This window comes from Synechococcus sp. ROS8604 (assembly GCF_014279655.1).
Classification (GTDB): Bacteria; Cyanobacteriota; Cyanobacteriia; order PCC-6307; family Cyanobiaceae; genus Synechococcus_C.
This window is the reverse complement of record NZ_CP047946.1, coordinates 474,425-495,738: the sequence shown is the minus strand read 5'-3', so window position 1 is coordinate 495,738 and position 21,314 is coordinate 474,425. Positions and strand designations below refer to the sequence as shown.

General features: G+C 56.8%; 21 protein-coding genes and 1 pseudogene. 13 read left to right on the top strand and 9 right to left on the bottom strand.

Annotated features, from left to right (window positions below):
• Positions 1 to 41: 41 nt before the first annotated feature.
• Positions 42 to 702: pseudogene (locus SynROS8604_RS02540) on the top strand (LON peptidase substrate-binding domain-containing protein).
• Positions 702 to 1,646 (top strand): methyltransferase domain-containing protein, encoded by a 945-nt coding sequence (locus SynROS8604_RS02535; protein WP_186545030.1) that lies wholly within the window; start codon positions 702 to 704, stop codon positions 1,644 to 1,646. Before SynROS8604_RS02540 ends, SynROS8604_RS02535 begins: the two are co-directional and overlap by 1 nt.
• 30 nt (positions 1,647 to 1,676) lie before the next feature.
• On the opposite strand, the gene pheA is transcribed toward SynROS8604_RS02535, so the two are convergent.
• A complete protein-coding gene (pheA, locus tag SynROS8604_RS02530) occupies positions 1,677 to 2,516 on the bottom strand; it encodes a prephenate dehydratase (protein ID WP_186545766.1) in 840 nt (279 codons plus the stop codon).
• Positions 2,517 to 2,547: 31 nt separating this feature from the next.
• On the opposite strand from pheA, the gene SynROS8604_RS02525 reads away from it, so the two are divergent.
• Positions 2,548 to 3,123 carry a DUF1997 domain-containing protein gene (locus tag SynROS8604_RS02525; protein WP_186545029.1) on the top strand — a complete coding sequence of 192 codons (576 nt, stop codon included), beginning with the start codon at positions 2,548 to 2,550 and terminating at the stop codon, positions 3,121 to 3,123.
• On the opposite strand, the gene SynROS8604_RS02520 is transcribed toward SynROS8604_RS02525, so the two are convergent.
• The 3 genes from SynROS8604_RS02520 to SynROS8604_RS02510 form a co-directional block, all read right to left on the bottom strand.
• A complete protein-coding gene (locus tag SynROS8604_RS02520) occupies positions 3,106 to 3,699 on the bottom strand; it encodes a ribonuclease HII (protein WP_186545765.1) in 594 nt (197 codons plus the stop codon). The genes SynROS8604_RS02525 and SynROS8604_RS02520 overlap by 18 nt on opposite strands.
• A gap of 18 nt (positions 3,700 to 3,717) precedes the next feature.
• Positions 3,718 to 5,727, bottom strand: coding sequence for an Rne/Rng family ribonuclease (locus tag SynROS8604_RS02515; protein ID WP_186545028.1), 2,010 nt, complete (start codon positions 5,725 to 5,727; stop codon positions 3,718 to 3,720).
• A gap of 261 nt (positions 5,728 to 5,988) precedes the next feature.
• Positions 5,989 to 8,574 (bottom strand): TIGR03960 family B12-binding radical SAM protein, encoded by a 2,586-nt coding sequence (locus SynROS8604_RS02510; RefSeq protein WP_255445271.1) that lies wholly within the window; start codon positions 8,572 to 8,574, stop codon positions 5,989 to 5,991.
• A 165-nt stretch (positions 8,575 to 8,739) separates the two neighbouring features.
• On the opposite strand from SynROS8604_RS02510, the gene SynROS8604_RS02505 reads away from it, so the two are divergent.
• From SynROS8604_RS02505 to SynROS8604_RS02495, 3 genes are read left to right on the top strand one after another with little or no spacing between them, the layout of a single operon-like run.
• Positions 8,740 to 9,966: an LL-diaminopimelate aminotransferase gene (locus SynROS8604_RS02505; protein ID WP_186545027.1), complete on the top strand. Its 1,227-nt coding sequence runs from the start codon at positions 8,740 to 8,742 to the stop codon at positions 9,964 to 9,966.
• A 41-nt stretch (positions 9,967 to 10,007) separates the two neighbouring features.
• Positions 10,008 to 10,319, top strand: a complete 312-nt coding sequence (gene clpS / locus SynROS8604_RS02500; protein WP_006854765.1) for an ATP-dependent Clp protease adapter ClpS — start codon at positions 10,008 to 10,010, stop codon at positions 10,317 to 10,319.
• Complete coding sequence (locus tag SynROS8604_RS02495) at positions 10,319 to 11,134, top strand: CPBP family intramembrane glutamic endopeptidase (RefSeq protein WP_186545026.1); 816 nt, start codon at positions 10,319 to 10,321, stop codon at positions 11,132 to 11,134. Before clpS ends, SynROS8604_RS02495 begins: the two co-directional genes overlap by 1 nt.
• 1 nt (position 11,135) lies before the next feature.
• Here the strand turns inward: SynROS8604_RS02495 and SynROS8604_RS02490 are convergent, their stop codons facing one another.
• Positions 11,136 to 12,740 carry a photosystem II high light acclimation radical SAM protein gene (locus SynROS8604_RS02490; protein ID WP_186545025.1) on the bottom strand — a complete coding sequence of 535 codons (1,605 nt, stop codon included), beginning with the start codon at positions 12,738 to 12,740 and terminating at the stop codon, positions 11,136 to 11,138.
• Positions 12,741 to 12,903: 163 nt separating this feature from the next.
• On the opposite strand from SynROS8604_RS02490, the gene psbA (SynROS8604_RS02485) reads away from it, so the two are divergent.
• The 7 genes from psbA (SynROS8604_RS02485) to psbA (SynROS8604_RS02455) all read left to right on the top strand — a co-directional run bounded on the left by psbA (SynROS8604_RS02485) (position 12,904) and on the right by psbA (SynROS8604_RS02455) (position 17,567).
• On the top strand, positions 12,904 to 13,983 hold the full coding sequence (psbA, locus tag SynROS8604_RS02485) for a photosystem II q(b) protein (protein WP_006854385.1): 1,080 nt from the start codon (positions 12,904 to 12,906) through the stop codon (positions 13,981 to 13,983).
• Between the two features lie 222 nt (positions 13,984 to 14,205).
• On the top strand, positions 14,206 to 14,388 hold the full coding sequence (locus SynROS8604_RS02480; RefSeq protein ID WP_006855129.1) for a hypothetical protein: 183 nt from the start codon (positions 14,206 to 14,208) through the stop codon (positions 14,386 to 14,388).
• A 6-nt stretch (positions 14,389 to 14,394) separates the two neighbouring features.
• The gene (locus SynROS8604_RS02475) at positions 14,395 to 14,550 is read left to right on the top strand and encodes a hypothetical protein (RefSeq protein ID WP_186545024.1); all 156 of its coding nucleotides are present in this window, start codon (positions 14,395 to 14,397) and stop codon (positions 14,548 to 14,550) included.
• Between the two features lie 145 nt (positions 14,551 to 14,695).
• The gene (psbA, locus tag SynROS8604_RS02470; protein WP_006854385.1) at positions 14,696 to 15,775 is read left to right on the top strand and encodes a photosystem II q(b) protein; all 1,080 of its coding nucleotides are present in this window, start codon (positions 14,696 to 14,698) and stop codon (positions 15,773 to 15,775) included.
• Between the two features lie 222 nt (positions 15,776 to 15,997).
• Entirely contained in the window at positions 15,998 to 16,180 is a 183-nt protein-coding gene (locus tag SynROS8604_RS02465; protein WP_006855129.1) for a hypothetical protein, read from the top strand.
• 6 nt (positions 16,181 to 16,186) lie between these two features.
• Positions 16,187 to 16,342 carry a hypothetical protein gene (locus SynROS8604_RS02460; RefSeq protein ID WP_186545024.1) on the top strand — a complete coding sequence of 52 codons (156 nt, stop codon included), beginning with the start codon at positions 16,187 to 16,189 and terminating at the stop codon, positions 16,340 to 16,342.
• Positions 16,343 to 16,487: 145 nt separating this feature from the next.
• The gene (gene psbA, locus SynROS8604_RS02455) at positions 16,488 to 17,567 is read left to right on the top strand and encodes a photosystem II q(b) protein (RefSeq protein WP_006854385.1); all 1,080 of its coding nucleotides are present in this window, start codon (positions 16,488 to 16,490) and stop codon (positions 17,565 to 17,567) included.
• A 130-nt stretch (positions 17,568 to 17,697) separates the two neighbouring features.
• Here psbA (SynROS8604_RS02455) and SynROS8604_RS02450 read toward each other — a convergent pair whose 3' ends face one another.
• From SynROS8604_RS02450 to SynROS8604_RS02435, 4 genes are all read right to left on the bottom strand, one after another.
• Positions 17,698 to 18,183 carry a hemagglutinin gene (locus SynROS8604_RS02450; RefSeq protein ID WP_186545023.1) on the bottom strand — a complete coding sequence of 162 codons (486 nt, stop codon included), beginning with the start codon at positions 18,181 to 18,183 and terminating at the stop codon, positions 17,698 to 17,700.
• Positions 18,184 to 18,219: 36 nt separating this feature from the next.
• Positions 18,220 to 18,642 carry an OsmC family protein gene (locus tag SynROS8604_RS02445; RefSeq protein ID WP_186545022.1) on the bottom strand — a complete coding sequence of 141 codons (423 nt, stop codon included), beginning with the start codon at positions 18,640 to 18,642 and terminating at the stop codon, positions 18,220 to 18,222.
• A gap of 89 nt (positions 18,643 to 18,731) precedes the next feature.
• Entirely contained in the window at positions 18,732 to 19,541 is an 810-nt protein-coding gene (locus SynROS8604_RS02440; RefSeq protein ID WP_186545021.1) for an HAD-IIB family hydrolase, read from the bottom strand.
• On the bottom strand, positions 19,538 to 21,304 hold the full coding sequence (locus tag SynROS8604_RS02435) for an alpha-amylase family glycosyl hydrolase (protein ID WP_186545763.1): 1,767 nt from the start codon (positions 21,302 to 21,304) through the stop codon (positions 19,538 to 19,540). The genes SynROS8604_RS02440 and SynROS8604_RS02435 overlap by 4 nt, the downstream gene beginning before the upstream one ends.
• Positions 21,305 to 21,314 lie beyond the last annotated feature (10 nt).

The following is a 21,314-nucleotide window of genomic DNA, read 5'->3' as shown; positions in this document are numbered from 1 at the left end:
CGATCAGCTGCCTAGTATTTCGGTCTTCGCTTAAATCCTGCGTGGTTGATCTGTCCGTCAGAGAACTCCCTCTGTTTCCTCTGCCGGATGTGGTTCTTTTCCCAAGCGACGTTCTGCCGCTGCATATCTTCGAGTCGCGTTACCGAATGATGTTGCAGAGCGTCCTGGAAACGGATCGTCGATTTGGAGTCGTGCGTTGGGATCCAAATCAACAAACAATGGCCGCTGTTGGCTGTTGCGCTGAGGTGATTCAGCATCAATCCGGAGACGATGGCCGCAGCAACATTGTGACCCTTGGACAACAGCGTTTTCGCGTCCTCAACGTCACCAGGGAGACCCCCTTTCGCTCAGCAATGGTCAGCTGGATCGAAGACGAGCCGGTCGACAACACCAGCGAATTGGAGTCTTTAGCGGCGACCGTGACGCAAGCGTTGAAAGATGTGGTCGAACTGACGGGCAAACTGACCGACTCCAAATCTTCACTCCCTGACGACCTTCCAGACCTTCCACGCGAGCTCTCGTTTTGGATTGGAGCACACCTAGGGGGTCCAGTCGCCGACCAACAACAGGATCTCTTAGAGCTCACCAGCACGCGCGCGCCTGGAGCAGGAGTTCGAAATGTTGGACGAGACCCGACGTCAGCTCGCTGCCCGCACAGTTTTACGCGACACCCTGTCAGAGACCGATCCGAGCAATGGTTAATGCCTTCAACGACAGTCCTCATACCAACAGCAGCCGCTTTGCTGCTCTTGGGTTGCGCCTACCAGCTTTGGAATCGACGCAACCGCGCCTATCACTCCAGTGAGAGCGTTGCCGCCGCCTACGACGCTTGGACCGATGACCAGTTACTGGAATCGCTGTGGGGTGAGCATGTTCATCTTGGGCACTACGGAACCCCAGCAAAGCCTCGAGACTTCAGGCAGGCCAAAGCCGACTTCGTTCATGAGTTGGTCCGATGGAGTGGCTTCGATCAATTACCCCCGGGATCCCGCGTCTTGGATGTGGGTTGCGGTATCGGAGGAAGCGCCAGGATCCTTTCCCGTGACTACGGTTTAGATGTCTTGGGGATCAGCATCAGCCCGGCTCAGATCAACCGAGCCACCCAGCTCACCCCCGACACATTGTCCTGTCGCTTCGCCGTCATGGATGCCCTCAACCTGCAGCTTGAGGATCAAACGTTTGACGCCGTTTGGAGTGTCGAGGCCGGTCCTCACATGCCCGACAAGCAGAGGTTCGCCGACGAACTCCTACGCGTCCTGAAACCTGGCGGTCGCCTGGCCGTAGCCGACTGGAACCGTCGCGATCCAGTGGATGGTGCCCTTGACCGACGCGAACGCTGGGTGATGCATCAACTGCTCACGCAGTGGGCGCATCCTGAATTCGCCAGCATCCGCGGTTTTCGTCAGAACCTTGAAATCAGCCCCCATCAACGCGGCACGATCAGCACCGACGATTGGACAGACGCCACCTTGCCCTCTTGGAGTGACTCCATCCTTGAGGGGATTCGCAGGCCCAATGCGATTCTCCGCCTTGGCCCTAAGGCCGTTCTGCAGGGCCTACGCGAAACACCAACGCTGCTCTTAATGCGTTGGGCTTTTGCCCGAGGAATGATGCAATTCGGTGTGTTTAAAACTGATCACGCTTGAGAGCAAGCTTTTGAACGCAAGCTGTTGAGATCACTCCAACACGGAACTGGGATAAGCCCCGAATTGGAGAAGGTGTTCACACAGCGGCTGAAGGCTTGTGGTCAGCTTGTCGAGGTACTCAGCCGTTTTTTGCCCCGGCAGCTCCACATCCACAAAAAACACATATTCACCAAGCTCACGCTTCGAGGGACGCGATTCAATTCGGCTCATGTTCAGTCCGAGCTGGGCGATTGCTTCCAAGGCCTCAATCAACGCCCCAGGAGCATTTTGATGCAGTGAAAAGGCAAGACTGGCAATATCTCCCTCGCAACTCACCTCACCGTTCTGAAGCAACAAGAAGCGAGTGCGGTTGCCGGGGACATCATTCACTGGATAGGCCAACTCCTGGAGTCCCTGCTGCCCCGCTAAGGAGCGATCGGCAATGGCTGCTCGGAAGTGACTGCCTCGCACCATCCTGGCCGCTTCAGCGGTGGAGCTGGCTGGAAGCTGCACAGCCTGCGGTAGGTGACGCGCCAACCAGCCGCTGCATTGGGCTAAAGCTTGGGGATGGGACAAGACCTCCGAAATTCCCTCAAGAGAGCCGCTGCTCAGCAGCGCATGACGAATCGGCAGGACAACAGCGCGACGAATTCTCAAGTTCGAATAAGACCAGAGAGCGTCAAGGCTTGCCGTAACCCCCCCCTCAACGGAGTTCTCCACAGGCACGACGGCCGATTCGCAGCGACCATCGGCAACATGCTCCACCACGGACCGAAGCCCCGAACATGCCACCAGTTCTGGATTCTCGATCGCCTCAAGTTTCATGAGGCTGCGAGCAGCCCGCTCCCCATAGGTCCCTTCCGGCCCGAGAAAAGCCACACGCATCGGCATCGGATCAAGACACACATCGATCGATAGGATCATGCCGCGTCAGGACACGGTCATGCCCCTGGCCTTTCGAGCCAGTCAGCATCTCGATCTACCCATCGCAGATGAGTCAGAACGTCTGCGGGCTTATTTGCATGAGCACGACCGCGTTGTCAAAGCGTTGCTCGACCCCAGCCAGCTCACCGCCTTGGCACCGGGGCACTATCGCTACACCGTGACAACACTCAATGTGTTCCAACTGCATGTCAAACCAGTGGTGTCGCTAGAAGTCGATGAAGTGAGCGGACAACTGCGGATCCGAGCTCTTGATGCGGACCTCGAGGGTTTGGGATTAGTGGATGATTTTCAACTGAGCCTTGAAGCCTTGCTCGAAGCCACTCCAAGGGGACTGCAAGGGGAGGCCATGTTGAGCGTGGAAGTCAGCCAGCCTCCCCTGCTACGCCTTATTCCCAAGCGCGTGTTGGAGAGCACCGGGGAGTCCATCTTGAATGGAATTCTGCTCACGATCAAAGGCCGAGTAGGTCGTCAGTTGGTGGCTGATTTTCAGTCTTGGGCCAAGGATTTGGACAGCCCTCCCGCCAGTGAGTCCGCCCTACCCGGTAGCGAATAGCTTCCTCAAGAACGAGTGCCGATGCAGGGGGGTTGGGCCACCCGCCAGCAGCGCTGCTCGATGTTGAGCCGTTCCATATCCGGCATGTCGCTCCAGTCCATACCCTGGAAATCGATGGGACAGGCGCCGAAGCAAAGCGTCGCGAGCCTCTTTTGCCAACACACTCGCAGCAGCTATGGCTGCATGACTGCTGTCCCCACGCACGATGGTGCGTTGAGAGCCCGCCCACAAACGCAACGGGAGCACTCCATCCACAAGGACCAGCTGGGGCGGGCTGGGCAGTCGCTGCAGAGCACACAACATGGCCTGCTCCGTCGCGGTGCGAATGCCGTAGTGATCAATCGCCCGAGCAGAGCTTTGACCCAATCCCCAAGCGTGGGCATGCTCCTCAATCAGAGGAACGAGTGCGGCGCGACGACGCGGTGTTAATGCCTTGCTATCGGTGAGGCCAGCCGCTTGCAAATGCGCTGCGGCTTGATCGCTCAACACAACGGCCGCCGCGAAGACGGGCCCAAACAAGCAGCCTCGACCCACTTCATCCACCCCAGCGATGCCCAGGCCATCGCCGTCGACCATCGAACCTGACACCACCCGTTAGTCGATATCGGAAGTCGATGCAGACGAACGACGACGACGGCGACCAGGCCTTGAATCAGAGGAGTCTGCGGGCTCAGCTCTGACCTCCGGCTCAGAGCTAGCGACCGGTTCAGAAATGGATACAGAGACAGATTCCACAACGGAGACAGCTTCCGGCTCAGTTGAGATCTCCAGTCGTGGGGTCTCAATCAAAGGCGTGATCTCCACAAGCAACGGTTGTGAATGGTCGTCCGGCTCTAGGGGAGTGACGACGGTTGTGGGTGCTGAATCGTCTCCAGCAACTGAAGCAACGGGACGGCCCGTGCCAGGACTTGCGCTACGACCATTTCCCCTCGGCCCACGGCGGCGGCGGCGACCTGCGTTCGCCAACATTTGCTGTCGAGCCTGCTCAAGCACCTGCTCTGCGTCTTCGCCGGGACGAACGATGCGCACCATCAGGTTGTCCAGCTCGGGCTGAGACTCCAGCAGTAAGCCGGGATTCAGGCCGAGCCATCCGTAGACCTGCTCTTCCTCTTCATCCATAGGAACCGCAACCAGCTCAGGATCCTGACGTCGGCTCACGCTTGCGGGCTCAATGGCAGCAGGCGTCGATGCAGCGCTTGCAATCTCCACCTCATCCAAAGGCGCATCGCTGCTATCGACAGGACCAGAAGCCGCCACAACCTTCCCTCGGCCACCGCGACGACGTCGGGCATTCGAGGCCTCTCCAGACTGAGGGACTTCAGCACGCGCTGACGCTGCAGAGCGCACCATCCCCGTGGCGGTGGCGAGAGGCTGCATCAGATCCTTTCCAGGAAGCACGGCAACATGGCCAAGCCCCCCGCAGCTGGGGCAGGCTCGCCCGAACAGCTCATAAATATTTTGGCCCTGACGCTTGCGCGTCAGCTCCACAAGACCGAGTTCTGTGAGCTGGGCAATTTGAGGGCGAGCGGCATCATCACGAATCGCGCTGGTGAAATGCTCCAACAACTGCAACTGATCACGACGGGAGTCCATGTCGATGAAGTCGACGATGATCACCCCACCGATGTTGCGCAAACGCAACTGCCGCGCGATCTCAATGGCCGCCTCGCAGTTGGTCCAGAGCACCGTTTCCCTGGCATTCGCCGAGCGGGTAAACGAACCAGAGTTCACATCAATCACCGTGAGCGCCTCGGTGGGCTCGATGATCACGTAGCCACCAGAGGGGAGATCAACCCTTGGCTTGAGGGCATCACGAATGGCGCCATTGACTTTGTAGTGCTCGAGCAGCTCAGAGGGCTCGGGGTGGGCCTCCACCACGACATGACTTCCCTCCTCTCCGAGGAACGAGCGCACCCGCTCCACAGCAGCGGAAGACTCCACCACCACACGCTCCAAATCCAAGCCGGTGTGATCGCGAAGAATGCGATGAATAAAATCCTCATCGCGGTTGAGAAGCACCGGAGGGGACGCCGTCTCAGCCGCTTTTTGGATCGCCTCCCATTGACGTAACAGCGATTCGAGGTCGTCAATCAGCAATTCTTCGCTGATTCCATCGGCTTCCGTACGAATCAGCAGCCCCGCACCTGGGGGCTTCACCAACACACCAAGCGCACGCAACCTGTTCCGCTCTCCTTCTGAACCGATGCGCCTGGAGATATTGACTCCCTGACCACTGGGTTGAAGCACCAGGTACCGACCTGGCAGCGCCAGATTGCCTGTCAAGCGTGGACCTTTGGTGCCCGTGGGCTCCTTCATCACCTGAACCAGCACTTTTTGGCGTGGTTCGAGCAGTTCTGTAATGCCGGCGGCACCTTTTTTAAGGCGCAAAGGGCCTAAGTCGGTGACATGAATGAAGCCATTTTTTTCGCTTTCCCCAATATTGACGAAAGCAGCATCAATCCCTGGAAGAACATTTTCAACGGTGCCCAAATAGACATCACCGATCTGGTAACGCCCTTGGGCAACGATTAATTCATCAACACACTCATCTGTGAGAACTGCGGCAATGCGCAGTTGCTCAGCAATAACAATTTGTTGGGGCATAAACAATGACTGACGACGCCCGTCAGGATTGGAACCCGATCAACAGCCAGCCGGCATGTCGCACGGGATTGGAATGAATTCAGGTGACCGATTCGGCCTAAACATTCGGAGTGAATAACTCCTTTGATTTGGAGCTCGACTGCAATGCCTGAGAATTGTTTGAAACGGGAGGCTCTGGCCTCTTATTCCGCAAGATGTGGGAGCAAGAAGGTCGGGACGAAACCGTGGCGCAGGCCCGTGGATTGTCGTCTTGTTATCAATTTAGCACCGCACAAGCCGTAACTCGAGGCGCCGAACATTGTGAAGATGTAAAGACTGCTCCAAGGCTTCAGACAACCAGTGCTGCAACTGAGCGGGCTTCAGGCTCCGTCCTTGGTTATCGATATGGGCGAAGAAGGCAAGCGTCACCCCATCAGCCAACCCTCCATCAACCAAGCCTCCATTGCCTGGGGCAACAATCTCAAGCCTCTCTAAAGCAGGTCTGCAATCGCGCTGACGAGGACGACCTTTTTTATCGGTGTCATGCCAAACAAGCGTGTCACGCGACAACAAATCATCCACGCCCTGCTTCCAGCGCGCCAACGAAATCGAAGGGTCGCCCGCTTGAGGTTTCAGCTCAAAGCTCCATCGGGCTGCTTCCAGTTGCTGCGAGAGGCTCTGGCCAGACACGGGCACTTCATGGGCCTCCATCAACTCAAGACCTGGCGGAAGGGTCTGCTGCCAACGCTTCAAAACCTGAAGCGCCTCCACCTGTTCGATGAATTCCAAATCCATCCATTCCCCCTCCCCTTGCACGCCTAGTGGCAGCGCCAAGGCGAGCTGAAGCCGGGGAAGGGGGTGAAAGCCACCGGTGAAACTCACCGGCAATTCAGCCCGTCGAAGCGCACGCTCAAACAAGCGCACCAAATCCAGATGGCTGAGCAGGGCCATCGCGCCTGTTTTGCTGAAACGAAACCTGATCCGGCAGACCCGATCACTCGGTGGAGCTTGCCTTGGCTTCTGAACCGGGATCTCAGGAGCAGGAATCACCACGTTGTGGCCTAGGTCAGGGCCACAGACCCCACAACTGCTGCATCCATCAAACGAACAATCCGGAACCACAGCCGCGTCGAGCGCTCGCTTGAGGTCTTCAGCCAACCAGCGCTTCTCAATCCCGGTATCGATGTGATCCCAAGGCAGCGGCTGAGCACAAAAGGCATCCAACCCCTCCTCGCTGAGCGCATTCGCCCGTCCCCAGCCGCCGAGCTCAAGAGCCCGGTAGCGACCTTCAAGGCCTGCTGCGGCAATCGCGCCCGTCCAAGCCTCATAGGTGCGATCGAGGGCCTCGAACCAGGCATCCATCCCTGCCCCCGCACGCCATGCCGCTTCGATGACAGGCGCCAGGCTCCGATCCCCACGACCGACGAAGTCCTCCATGGCCGAGAGCCTCACATCCGTGAAGTTGAAGCGGACACCACGGAGGCGCTTCCCGGCCTCCCGAAGCAACTGCTGACGCCTTAAAAACTCTGCCGTCGAAACGCTGTGCCACTGAAACGGCGTATGCGGTTTTGGGGTGAAATTACTGATGGTGATGTTGAGATTGAGGCGACCCAAATCGCGGCAGCGATCGAGCAACATCCGACAGGTCTCGGCGATGCCGAGCACATCGGCATCGGTCTCACCAGGCAGCCCGATCATGAAATAGAGCTTCACCTTTCGGAAGCCGTTCTGCATGGCCGTGCGGATTCCATCCACAAGGTCGGTATCCGTCAGGCCTTTGTTCACAATGTCTCTCAGCCGCTGGGTGCCGGCTTCCGGTGCAAACGTGAGCCCTGACTGCCTGGAACCCCCAAGAATGTGAGCGATATCGTCATCAAACCGGTCCACCCGCTGACTCGGCAACTGAAGCGTGACATTGCGATCGGCGAGACGGTTACGAAGCTCGACGCCCACAGCGGGCAACGCCAAATAATCGCTGCAGCTCAACGACAGCAACGAAAAGTCGCTGTAACCCGTTCGCTGCATTCCCGTTTCAATCGCCTCAATGACGGCCTCAGGCTCCACGTCTCTTGCTGGCCTCGTCAGCATTCCCGGTTGGCAAAAACGACAGCCGCGGGTGCAGCCACGCCGAATTTCCACCGTTAATCGGTCATGCACGGTTTCGACATGGGGAACGAGTCCCATCGCGTAATGTGGCATGGGAGTGGCCACGCGCCTCAACGGGCGCGCCGGGAGACCAGGCTCCAGCGGCGCCACGCTGATCCCTTGCGGATCCAGTCCATAGAGCGAGGGCACATAAACCCCTGGGACAAGAGCCAGATCACGGAGCAAGTCCGTTCGCGACCAACCCGCCGCTATGGCTTCGGCCACCACCAATCCAATCTCAGGGAGAAGTTCCTCCCCGTCCCCTAAAGCAATGAAGTCGAAAAAAGCTGCATAGGGCTCAGGGTTGCTGGTGGCGGTGGGACCGCCAGCAAAAATCAGAGGCGGGGACTCAGGGTGAGAGAGGGGCAAGTCGCCTCGCTCTGCCGCATAAAGCGGCACTTTCGCCAAATCCAACATGGCGAGAATGTTGGTCGCACCCAGCTCGTAACTGAGGCTGAAGCCAAGAATGTCGAAGGCGGGGAGCGGCCTCCTGCTCTCCACCGCAAACAGCGCTTGATTCCGCTCTTTCAGCCTCTCGGATAGATCAGCCTCCGGGAGATAGGCCCGATCACAGAGCTGACCGGGAACAGCATTGAGGATGGAATAGAGAATGATGTGGCCGAGGTTGCTGGAGCCCACCTCGTAAATCTCGGGGTAGGTCAGAGCCCAGCGAACCCGCGCCGCCTCCCAATCCCGTGGCTCCACCCCCAACTCATGGCCCATGTAGCGGGCGGGGCGATTGATTGAGGCATCCACAAGCTGGTCAAACGCCACGACAGCGTGGGGATCCGGATCCTGCTTCGAGTGGGACGGGGCGACAATCACGACCACCAGGCCCTGCTTCTTTCATCGTATGTAGCAGGATGCCCGCAGCAACCCCAGTCATTCGTGGTCAAGGTCAACGGCAATTACCTGAAACTCAAAGCGGGTTATCTGTTCCCGGAGATTGGCCGCAGGGTGAAGGCCTTTAGCAGCGCCAACCCCGGGGCCCAGCTGATTCGTCTCGGCATCGGAGACGTCACAGAGCCCCTACCGTTGGCCTGTCGCAACGCCATGAAATCAGCCATCGACGAGATGGGGACGGCGGAAGGGTTCCACGGCTATGGACCAGAACAGGGTTATGCCTGGCTTCGTGAGGCGATTGCCCGCGATGACTTCCAAGCCAGGGGCTGTGAGATCAGCGCAGAGGAGATCTTTGTGTCGGATGGCTCCAAATGCGACAGCAGCAATATCCTCGACATCCTCGGGAGTGGTAACCGCATTGCAGTCACCGATCCGGTGTATCCGGTCTACGTCGATAGCAATGTGATGGCTGGTCGCACAGGCGAAGCAGGCGATGACGGCCGTTATGGCGGCCTCACCTACCTGCCGATCACTGCCGACAACGGCTTTGCAGCGCAGATTCCCAGTGAACCTGTGGACCTGATCTATCTCTGTTATCCCAACAACCCCACGGGCGCTGTCGCGACGAAGGCTCAACTCAAAGCGTGGGTGGACTACGCCCGTGCCAACAAAGCCTTGATTCTGTTTGATGCCGCTTATGAAGCCTTCATTCAGGATCCCGAGCTACCCCATTCCATCTATGAGATCGAGGGCGCTCGCGAGTGTGCGATCGAATTCCGCTCCTTCTCCAAAAACGCCGGATTTACAGGCACCCGTTGCGCCCTAACCGTTGTTCCCAAAGGGCTCAAAGGCCAAGCCGACGATGGTTCAGAGGTGGAGCTTTGGGGGCTTTGGAACCGTCGGCAGAGCACCAAGTTCAACGGTGTGAGCTACATCATTCAACGCGGTGCGGAAGCGGTGTATTCCGACGCAGGGAAACAGGAGGTGAAGGCGCTTGTGAGCTTTTACATGGAGAACGCTGCCATCATCCGGGGCGAGCTCAGTGCCGCAGGCATCGAAGTGCATGGAGGACAGCACGCGCCCTATGTGTGGCTGAAAACCCCTTCCGGAATGGACTCCTGGAGCTTCTTCGATCACCTCCTTCAGAAGGCCAACGTGGTGGGAACTCCCGGCAGTGGCTTCGGGGCTGCAGGAGAGGGCTATTTCCGCCTTTCCGCCTTCAACAGCCGCAGCAACGTGGACGAAGCGATGACCCGCATCCGCAACCTATGACCTCATCACTCCTAGATTGGAAGGAGTGGGAATCAGTGGCAATGGTGGATACACCCAGCCGTAGCCCCGGTGGGGCTGCGGTTCTTGATAAGCAAACCGAGCGGGTGCGTAAGACATCGCCCCGCTACAAGGTTTTGCTTCATAACGACCCTGTTAACAGCATGGAGTACGTCGTCGTCACGCTTCAGCAGGTGGTTCCCCAGCTCAGTGAACAGGACGCGATGGCCGTGATGCTGGAAACCCACAACACGGGGGTCGGTCTGGTGATCGTTTGCGACATTGAGCCCGCAGAGTTCTACTGCGAAACCTTGAAGAACAAGGGCCTCACCAGCACCATCGAACCAGAAGATTGATGCAGCCCCCCCCCAGATCAACGTTGCACTGGTGGGGAACGCTCTTCTATGTACCGGTGCTCTACGGGCTGGGTTGGCTGAGCGCACGACCTCTAGCGCTGATCTTCCCCCAATGGCGCCCGGACCAGGTGAACCTGGCTGGAGTGGTGGTGGCGTTGCTGCTGCTGTTGCTCACCCTGCCTTGGCGATTGCGACGCAGCTGGGGCGTCGAACATCCTTGGCAAAAGCTGGGGGTTGTCGTCCCTGCCGCTGCGGGGCTACGCGCCTTCCTTCGCGGATTCTTAAAGGCAGCTGCACTTCTTTTTGGCGTGGTTGTGGTCCTACTGCTCAGTGGCCAAAGCCAATGGCAGGGGCAACTTTCAGCCGGACAACTCCTTAACGCCATCGCCCTGCTGCTTGGATTGGGATTCGCTGAGGAACTGCTCTTTCGTGGTTGGCTCTGGGGTGAATTGGAGCTGATGGCAGGCCGTCAACAGGCCATTTGCTTGCAGGCTGCCTTCTTTGCTCTGGTGCATCCCTGGTACCAGCTGCCCGCGATCGAAGCGATTGGTCTGCTGGTAGGGCTGACGCTCTTGGGGCTGGCCCTAGCGCTGCAACGGCGGGCCGATCATGGTGCGCTCTGGGGATCGGTTGGACTTCACGGCGGACTGGTTGGGGGCTGGTTTGCCCTGCAATCCGGCCTGATCAGCGTGCCGGCGACAGGGCCGGTTTGGCTCTTGGGTCCTGGCGGGGCCAATCCCAACCCGATCGGAGGCCTCCTGGGCTGGGTCGGGCTGGCGGGATTAATCCTGGTGCGCCGCCGCTGGTGGCGCTGAGCTAGCGGGTCGCCGTCGCCAAAGCCTTGCGGCCTTCAACGGGAGCACGCAGGGCTTCTTCAAGCGGAGCTGTGCCGTAGTCGCGTTCGAGAAGCCCCATCACCGTTTTACCGAAATGACTGGGATCGCGATCAAACGCTTCAAGGCAAACCCGACCAAACGTGCTGCCCATCGGCTCAGGATTCCAAAGGAGTTTGCGCGCCGTCCAGGGAATCATGCTCATCGGGTTGTAGCCAGGCTTGATCAAGCCTTGATCAAAGCCGTATTGCTCGAGGTGAGTATGCGGCTGTAAGCCGATGAAGAAGATGGCAGGTTCAACCAGATCTTCACCAAAAATCGTTTCGAGTTCCCGGTGATACGCCACGGTTTGCCGAATCGTTTCAGGCCTTTCATCGATCACATTGAAGGAGTAATTCACCGACACGTGATCACGGAAGCCCGCGTCGGCAAGCATCCGGCAACTTTCCAAAACAGTGCGCAGGTTGTACCCCATACGCATCTTGCGCACAAGCTCCTGGGAACCTGAAGTAATGCCAATTTCGAAATAACTCATGCCGGTCTCAACCATCAACTGGGCCAACTCAGGATCCAAGTTGTCGGCACGGATGTAGGCCGCCCAACGAATCCCCGTTAGACCTTCCGCTTTGATCGCACGCAACAGCTCCTTTGCATCCTCGATGTATTTCCGAGCGGGGATGAACTGCGCATCGGTAAACCAGAAGCCCCGCACCCCACGGTCATAAAGCTGACGCATTTCAGCGACAACTTCCTGCACAGGATTGACCCTTACCTGCTTGCCTTCCACAACGGTGTAGACGCAATAGCAACAGTTGTGAGGGCACCCTCGCTTGGTCTGAACACCAACGTAAAAGTCTCCACCTTCTAAGTACCAATCCAGCTGCGGCCAAATCGAAGCGATGTAGTTGTAATCACACGCTGTCTTTGGCCTGCTCTCGGGTTGCTCATGAATCAAACCCCGGCGAGGCGCCTCTCCCACAACAAAACATCTCTCTCCATCAAGCGGTTGCTGAGCCAACAGCTTTTCCAGAAGTGGCTCACCCTCCCCGATGGAAATGATGGTTCCCTTCGGCAAGGACCGGCCCAGCTGTTCGTAAAAAACACTGACGGCACCACCACCTAAAACGGCACGCGCTTCTGGACGATGGCGACGCGCCCGTTTCAAACCACGACGCACCAATTTTTGATTGCGATGAAGTTCGCCGTAATGACTGGTCATCAAGCGCAATCCACCCAAGGCCCCCTTGACTCGCTTCAGAGGGTTGCGTGCATAAAACACTTCAAAGGAATTTTGAAGTGGATTCCCGCCTCGGCCATCCACAGGCGCATAGATCTGAATGTCTCTCCAAGAGAAGACCAACAACGTGGGCCGAAACTGATCCACCACGTTGAGCAGAACACCTTCAACATCAAGAACCGGAAGGGCCGCCAGATCAAGAATGCGCTGGGGCAATTCCGGAAAACACTTGTGCAAGTGATCGGCCAGATAAATCGGGCCGATCGGAAAGATTGGATTGCATGGCAAGCGCACAAACAGGACCCTTTCACCTGCTGCCCTTGACGTCGCGATCGGTGCTGCGTTGCTCATCAGCGGACGCTAACAACTGCATCCGCTGCAACGCCCGACCCCGGGCTTCAGGATTGCTTCATCAAGAAGCGGTTACAAACCGCAAACTTGCTTTACAATTGAACAGGCAGGGCGTCCTGCCCTTCCGTAACCGTCTCCTTGAGAGACCTTCTTTTCCGTTCTCATGACTACCACCATCCAGCAGCGCTCCGGCGCTAACGGCTGGCAGCAGTTCTGTGAGTGGGTCACCTCCACCAACAACCGTCTTTATGTCGGTTGGTTCGGTGTTCTGATGATCCCCACCCTGCTTGCCGCTACCACTTGCTTCATCGTCGCTTTCATCGCCGCACCTCCGGTTGATATCGACGGCATCCGCGAGCCTGTTGCAGGTTCTCTGATGTATGGCAACAACATCATCTCTGGTGCTGTTGTTCCTTCCAGCAACGCCATCGGCTTGCACTTCTACCCCATCTGGGAAGCTGCTTCACTCGACGAGTGGCTCTACAACGGCGGTCCTTTCCAACTGGTTGTGTTCCACTTCCTGATCGGCATCTACGCCTACATGGGTCGTGAGTGGGAACTTTCCTACCGCTTGGGCATGCGCCCTTGGATCTGTGTTGCCTACAGCGCACCTGTTGCTGCTGCATCTGCAGTCTTCCTGGTCTATCCCTTCGGTCAGGGTTCGTTCTCTGACGCCATGCCCCTGGGCATCTCTGGAACCTTCAACTACATGTTGGTCTTCCAGGCTGAGCACAACATCCTGATGCACCCCTTCCACATGCTTGGTGTGGCTGGTGTTTTCGGTGGTTCACTGTTCTCCGCCATGCACGGCTCACTGGTGACCTCTTCCTTGGTTCGTGAAACAACCGAGACCGAGTCCCAGAACTACGGCTACAAGTTCGGCCAAGAAGAAGAGACCTACAACATCGTTGCAGCTCACGGCTATTTCGGTCGCTTGATCTTCCAATACGCCTCCTTCAACAACAGCCGTAGCCTTCACTTCTTCCTTGCTGCCTGGCCTGTTGTCGGCATCTGGTTCACCGCCCTTGGCGTGTCAACCATGGCCTTCAACCTGAACGGCTTCAACTTCAACCAGTCCATCCTTGATGGTCAGGGCCGCGTCCTGAACACCTGGGCCGATGTTCTTAACAGAGCTGGACTTGGTATGGAAGTGATGCACGAGCGCAACGCTCATAACTTCCCCCTCGACCTGGCAGCTGCTGAGTCCACACCTGTGGCTCTCCAAGCACCTGCAATCGGTTGATCTGGAATCTCCCCAACGTTCAGATCAACTGAACGAGGAAGCCCCCTCTCAAAGAGGGGGCTTTTTTGTTGGCATTGGAAAGTTTGATTGTTGATTGCTGGGTCCTCAACAACAAACAAACAAGGACGCCAAATCTCTCCTATTCCAGTTGAAAAAACTGACTAATCAGCTGACAAAACCAGGCTTCACGACTATATTTAGAAAAGTAACAGAGATTCATTGATGGGCGAATACGTCGTCTCTGAAAGCATCAACTTTCCGTTCCAACTTGTTATCAGCATCGTTGGAAGCATTTTTATTGGGGCCTATGCCCTGAGCCAACCCAACGAAAACTCAGATGATGATGATTTCGGCAATGGCGATGGGGGCATGATGCAGCCGGTGGCCGCCACCGGAGCCATCTGAACCCTGATGCTCAACGCCTTGCTGCCATCGGCAAGGATCACACCACCAGCGCGTGGTGTTTTTTTATGGCCGCTTGCCAAGGACTCCAGCATCGCCCTGCCCCTCAGGTCTTGGCTTCAGGCATCGCCTTCAGGCCATCAACCCACTCCAGGGCAAGCGTGATCAGCTGAGCTGATCGGAGGGATCAGAAAGTCTCCGCGCCCATTCCGTGTCAGCTCCGCAAACTTCCGTTACATTGCCTTTGTCGGGTTAACCGACCTTCTTTATTCGCCACCGGGATTCGTCCCACAGGCTCTTTTCCGTTCTCATGACTACCACCATCCAGCAGCGCTCCGGCGCTAACGGCTGGCAGCAGTTCTGTGAGTGGGTCACCTCCACCAACAACCGTCTTTATGTCGGTTGGTTCGGTGTTCTGATGATCCCCACCCTGCTTGCCGCTACCACTTGCTTCATCGTCGCTTTCATCGCCGCACCTCCGGTTGATATCGACGGCATCCGCGAGCCTGTTGCAGGTTCTCTGATGTATGGCAACAACATCATCTCTGGTGCTGTTGTTCCTTCCAGCAACGCCATCGGCTTGCACTTCTACCCCATCTGGGAAGCTGCTTCACTCGACGAGTGGCTCTACAACGGCGGTCCTTTCCAACTGGTTGTGTTCCACTTCCTGATCGGCATCTACGCCTACATGGGACGTGAGTGGGAACTTTCCTACCGCTTGGGCATGCGCCCTTGGATCTGTGTTGCCTACAGCGCACCTGTTGCTGCTGCATCTGCAGTCTTCCTGGTCTATCCCTTCGGTCAGGGTTCGTTCTCTGACGCCATGCCCCTGGGCATCTCTGGAACCTTCAACTACATGTTGGTCTTCCAGGCTGAGCACAACATCCTGATGCACCCCTTCCACATGCTTGGTGTGGCTGGTGTTTTCGGTGGTTCACTGTTCTCCGCCATGCACGGCTCACTGGTGACCTCTTCCTTGGTTCGTGAAACAACCGAGACCGAGTCCCAGAACTACGGCTACAAGTTCGGCCAAGAAGAAGAGACCTACAACATCGTTGCAGCTCACGGCTATTTCGGTCGCTTGATCTTCCAATACGCCTCCTTCAACAACAGCCGTAGCCTTCACTTCTTCCTTGCTGCCTGGCCTGTTGTCGGCATCTGGTTCACCGCCCTTGGCGTGTCAACCATGGCCTTCAACCTGAACGGCTTCAACTTCAACCAGTCCATCCTTGATGGTCAGGGCCGCGTCCTGAACACCTGGGCCGATGTTCTTAACAGAGCTGGACTTGGTATGGAAGTGATGCACGAGCGCAACGCTCATAACTTCCCCCTCGACCTGGCAGCTGCTGAGTCCACACCTGTGGCTCTCCAAGCACCTGCAATCGGTTGATCTGGAATCTCCCCAACGTTCAGATCAACTGAACGAGGAAGCCCCCTCTCAAAGAGGGGGCTTTTTTGTTGGCATTGGAAAGTTTGATTGTTGATTGCTGGGTCCTCAACAACAAACAAACAAGGACGCCAAATCTCTCCTATTCCAGTTGAAAAAACTGACTAATCAGCTGACAAAACCAGGCTTCACGACTATATTTAGAAAAGTAACAGAGATTCATTGATGGGCGAATACGTCGTCTCTGAAAGCATCAACTTTCCGTTCCAACTTGTTATCAGCATCGTTGGAAGCATTTTTATTGGGGCCTATGCCCTGAGCCAACCCAACGAAAACTCAGATGATGATGATTTCGGCAATGGCGATGGGGGCATGATGCAGCCGGTGGCCGCCACCGGAGCCATCTGAACCCTGATGCTCAACGCCTTGCTGCCATCGGCAAGGATCACACCACCAGCGCGTGGTGTTTTTTTATGGCCGCTTGCCAAGGACTCCAGCATCGCCCTGCCCCTCAGGTCTTGGCTTCAGGCATCGCCTTCAGGCCATCAACCCACTCCAGGGCAAGCGTGATCAGCTGAGCTGATCGGAGGGATCAGAAAGTCTCCGCGCCCATTCCGTGTCAGCTCCGCAAACTTCCGTTACATTGCCTTTGTCGGGTTAACCGACCTTCTTTATTCGCCACCGGGATTCGTCCCACAGGCTCTTTTCCGTTCTCATGACTACCACCATCCAGCAGCGCTCCGGCGCTAACGGCTGGCAGCAGTTCTGTGAGTGGGTCACCTCCACCAACAACCGTCTTTATGTCGGTTGGTTCGGTGTTCTGATGATCCCCACCCTGCTTGCCGCTACCACTTGCTTCATCGTCGCTTTCATCGCCGCACCTCCGGTTGATATCGACGGCATCCGCGAGCCTGTTGCAGGTTCTCTGATGTATGGCAACAACATCATCTCTGGTGCTGTTGTTCCTTCCAGCAACGCCATCGGCTTGCACTTCTACCCCATCTGGGAAGCTGCTTCACTCGACGAGTGGCTCTACAACGGCGGTCCTTTCCAACTGGTTGTGTTCCACTTCCTGATCGGCATCTACGCCTACATGGGACGTGAGTGGGAACTTTCCTACCGCTTGGGCATGCGCCCTTGGATCTGTGTTGCCTACAGCGCACCTGTTGCTGCTGCATCTGCAGTCTTCCTGGTCTATCCCTTCGGTCAGGGTTCGTTCTCTGACGCCATGCCCCTGGGCATCTCTGGAACCTTCAACTACATGTTGGTCTTCCAGGCTGAGCACAACATCCTGATGCACCCCTTCCACATGCTTGGTGTGGCTGGTGTTTTCGGTGGTTCACTGTTCTCCGCCATGCACGGCTCACTGGTGACCTCTTCCTTGGTTCGTGAAACAACCGAGACCGAGTCCCAGAACTACGGCTACAAGTTCGGCCAAGAAGAAGAGACCTACAACATCGTTGCAGCTCACGGCTATTTCGGTCGCTTGATCTTCCAATACGCCTCCTTCAACAACAGCCGTAGCCTTCACTTCTTCCTTGCTGCCTGGCCTGTTGTCGGCATCTGGTTCACCGCCCTTGGCGTGTCAACCATGGCCTTCAACCTGAACGGCTTCAACTTCAACCAGTCCATCCTTGATGGTCAGGGCCGCGTCCTGAACACCTGGGCCGATGTTCTTAACAGAGCTGGACTTGGTATGGAAGTGATGCACGAGCGCAACGCTCATAACTTCCCCCTCGACCTGGCAGCTGCTGAGTCCACACCTGTGGCTCTCCAAGCACCTGCAATCGGTTGATCTGGAATCCATCCAACGTTCAGATCAACTGAACGAGGAAGCCCCCTCTCAAAGAGGGGGCTTTTTTGTTGGCATTGGAAAGTTTGATTGTTGATTGCTGGGTCCTCAACAACAAACAAACAAGGACGCCTCAGTGCGAGCGGCAAATGTGGCCGTCTTTCCAACTCCAAACCCATGGGATAGACGCTTTTGCCTGACGGAGGTCTTCACGAGCCTCCAAACTCACAGGAATGAACTCAGTTTTGAAATCAAATTCGGGATCACGCAGCGATTGGTTCAACACCATGCTCCCGGTTTCACCGGACGTTGAGCGGTGATAGGTGCCTACCGGTATCTGAAGCGCACCCATCTCCCGAATCAAATGAATGACGTGATGGGACTGGTCCCAAGCAGGATTCAAGAGGATGAAGGTGCGTTGTCCCTCGAGCACCAAGTTGTGGTCCACCTGATGCTGATGGACGTAGTACTGCTCAAATCCATTGGCATCGGGTGGTGACGTGGCCGCACCCCGGTGAACCACAACATCTGTTCCGTTGGTTCCGGACACACCGGCATCAAAAAAGGTGACAGCCGGTGTTTCGCGAAAGACGTGAATCGGGATGAATTGGAGTCTCATCGAAACCTCCTCGCCTCGTTGGCGTTGCTAAATCAACTAATCGGCCGTGGGACTGGCATCGCTCCAGATCAAATCAATTGTCATTGAAGAGTCGAGATTTCGTTTCACGGGGCAATCATTTGCGACGCGCTTCAACAAGGCCTTCTGTTGCTGACTCAGGGAGACAGGCAGAGTGATCTGAGCTTCAAGCCTTTGAATGCGCCGTGGTCCCTCGCTTGTCATTGTTTTTTCAACGATCACTGAGGCATCGGCGAGGTCCCAGCCGCGGCGCCGTGCAGTGATCCCCATGATGGTCAAAAGGCAGGTTCCAAGGGCTGTCGCCAGCAGGTCCGTTGGCGAAAAGCTTTCGCCAAGACCATCATGATCAGTGGGTGCATCTGTGTTCAAGACGGACCCTGACGGTCCGTGCTGAGCGGTGCAATGCAAATCACCGGTGTATCGACATTGAATCGCTGTCATCAGTCCCTGATCATTCCTCTGATCAAGTCTGCTCCCGATTTGGAGAGAGATTCACGCGGTCTTTGAGGAAACGTGTGAGGTGTTCAGGATCAGCACGATTCATTGAGAACGTACTGAAAAACCGCCTGAGCCCAGCCCTGAGCATGGCAAGCCTGCGCCAACTGATAGCGGCCTTGAGCGATGGCGTCAGCAAAGACCGGATGGGGGCCATTCGAACCAGGCACCACAACGGAAAGATCACCCGCTTCAAGGAGGGGCTCGTCGTTGGGTGAGTCCCCCAGGGCGAGCACCCGCACGGGAGCGCCACCCCTGTGCTGCTTCAAAACCTCGAGGGCTCGACCCTTGCTGACCTCTGCGCCGAGCAGATGACTCATGCGATTGCCCTGAACAACTGCAAAACCAAGCCGGTTGGCAAGGTCTGGCAACCGTTGCCGCGCAGAAGCGGAAGGAGGAACAAATGGCAAACTCCAACGCCTCGTGCAAGCCAACTGCAGCGCTTCGCCCTGCAAACCGAGCAGGTCGAATGCCTCCTGATCTGAGAGTGCATCGATGGGTTGCAACGGCTCACTGAGCAACTCGGCAAGCTCACGCAAGACCGGACGAAGCTCAGCAATAGGGCATCCCAGCGCCAGCTCCCATGACTCGCCATCGCTCGTTTCCCCATGAACGGCCCCTCCGTTTTCAACAATGAATGGGTCCTTCAAACCAGCTGCAGCCCTAAAACTTTTCACCTCCTCAGCTGTTTTGCTCGTACACGGAATCACGGGAATTCCCTGCATCTGCAAGCCACGAATTGCCTCCCGTGCCGGCGCCCAGTTGTAGGCATGGTCCATCAAGGTCCCATCGAGATCGGTGACAACCCACCAGGGAGTGGAAGACAGAGACTCTGTTTTATTCATCGAATCAACCAATGCACTGCAAACGGCTCAAGGTCGAGAGCCGTTTGGCCCGCAACGAGAGAGTGCCCATTCAAGACGTCATGCCAAACAGACCCTGTGGACTCAGCAAGCATGCTCAAAGGGAAGCTAAGGCGAACATCACTGAAATTGTGAATCGCAAACAGCATGCTTGCCCCTTCTCCCCTCTGCAGAATCACCACATCCGAGCGGTCTTCACTCAGGACCTTCATCGGGGCAAAGGGATCTAACGCCGCCTGCCCACGACGGACCGCCATCGCTTGTTGCAACGACGCCACCACCTGATTGGTATCGCTTTCGGGATCAGCCAACAAACGCTCTAGACGGTCGCGTTGAAACTGAGGGCGGTTGAGATCACGGCGATGACCGCTGAGGCGAAAGCGAGCGTTGTCATTGGGGGTTGCCAGTAAGGCCGGCAGGTAGAACGCGGGCACGCCGGGAACCGTCAGCAGCAGCAACTGCGTCAACAAAAATCGTGCTCGTTGATGGTGCGATGGATCCCGCCCTGGAGCCGCCATGGCACTCCACCAGCTGATGTTGATTTCATAGGGAACCTCCAGCCCATCGGCCAATCGCCGGTGACTCACCAAACCACCCCGCTGCTCGCATTGCTTCAACAACTGGAGCAATCGATCCGATTCCATTAATCCTTCGAGGGGCCGCAAACCAATCCCGTCATGACAGGCCGTGAAGTTGAGCAGGCCTGTCCCCTCAGGGAGCTGGGGCCAACGCGCCAGCCAGGCATTCAGCAGATCCGCACGACGACTGAGACAGGCCTCGAGAACAAGGGGGGGGAAGGGAAAGTTGTAGGCGAGGTGCGCTTCAGCGCCAGTGGTCAGATAAGAGAGATTTTCCTGCTCGGGAACATTCGTTTCCGTCACCACCACCCCCTGCGGACATCGCGATTCCAAGAGAAGGCGCAACACTTCAACCAAGCGGTGGGCCTGAGGCTGATGGATGCAATCCGTAAAAGGCTGTTTCCAAACAAACCCCACAGCATCCAGGCGCAACCATTGGACGCCATAACGGCAGAAAAGATCGAGCAGCCGGGTGAATCCAAGCAACACTTCAGGCTCTCGCCAGTTCACATCCACTTGGTCGGGCCCAAACGTGGTCCAGACCATTTCTGGACCACGATCTGTCGCCAGCGTGGTGAATAGAGCCGAACTACGGGGGCGCACCACGTTGTCCCAACAAGGGTTGGGAGCCGCAGCCAACACACATCGCGCTCCAGGTTGTTCTCCCTTCAAAAAAGCCCGAACCCAGGGGTGGGACGCGGAAATGTGATTGAGAACCAAATCAGCCATCAACTGGCGACCTTCAGCCAACGCGGCCAGGTCATTCCAATCACCGAAGCGTTGGTCAATCTGCTCATGACTGGCAACGGCAAAGCCTCCATCACTCGTGGCACACAAAAAGGGCAGCACGTGCACAACCGATGAGAGTCCTTGGAAGTGGCGATGCAGAAGCGCCTGTAAACAACGGAGTCCTGGCTGGTCATCGGCAATCACCGAATCGGCATAGGCAATCAACACACAACTCGAGGAATCCCAACGCGCGCCCGTTGCCGTTCCATCCGCAATCCCAGCATCCACCGTCTCTGAAACGGGAATCGCTGAGGCGGACCGCTCGGAATGCAGCAATTGCGACGACAAGCGATTGAGATCCTCCGAAGAATGGTGTTCATAGAGTTCCGTCAGAAGCGATGGCAACCACTCATGCGCCATTAATTGCTTCGACACCATGCCTTTGCCA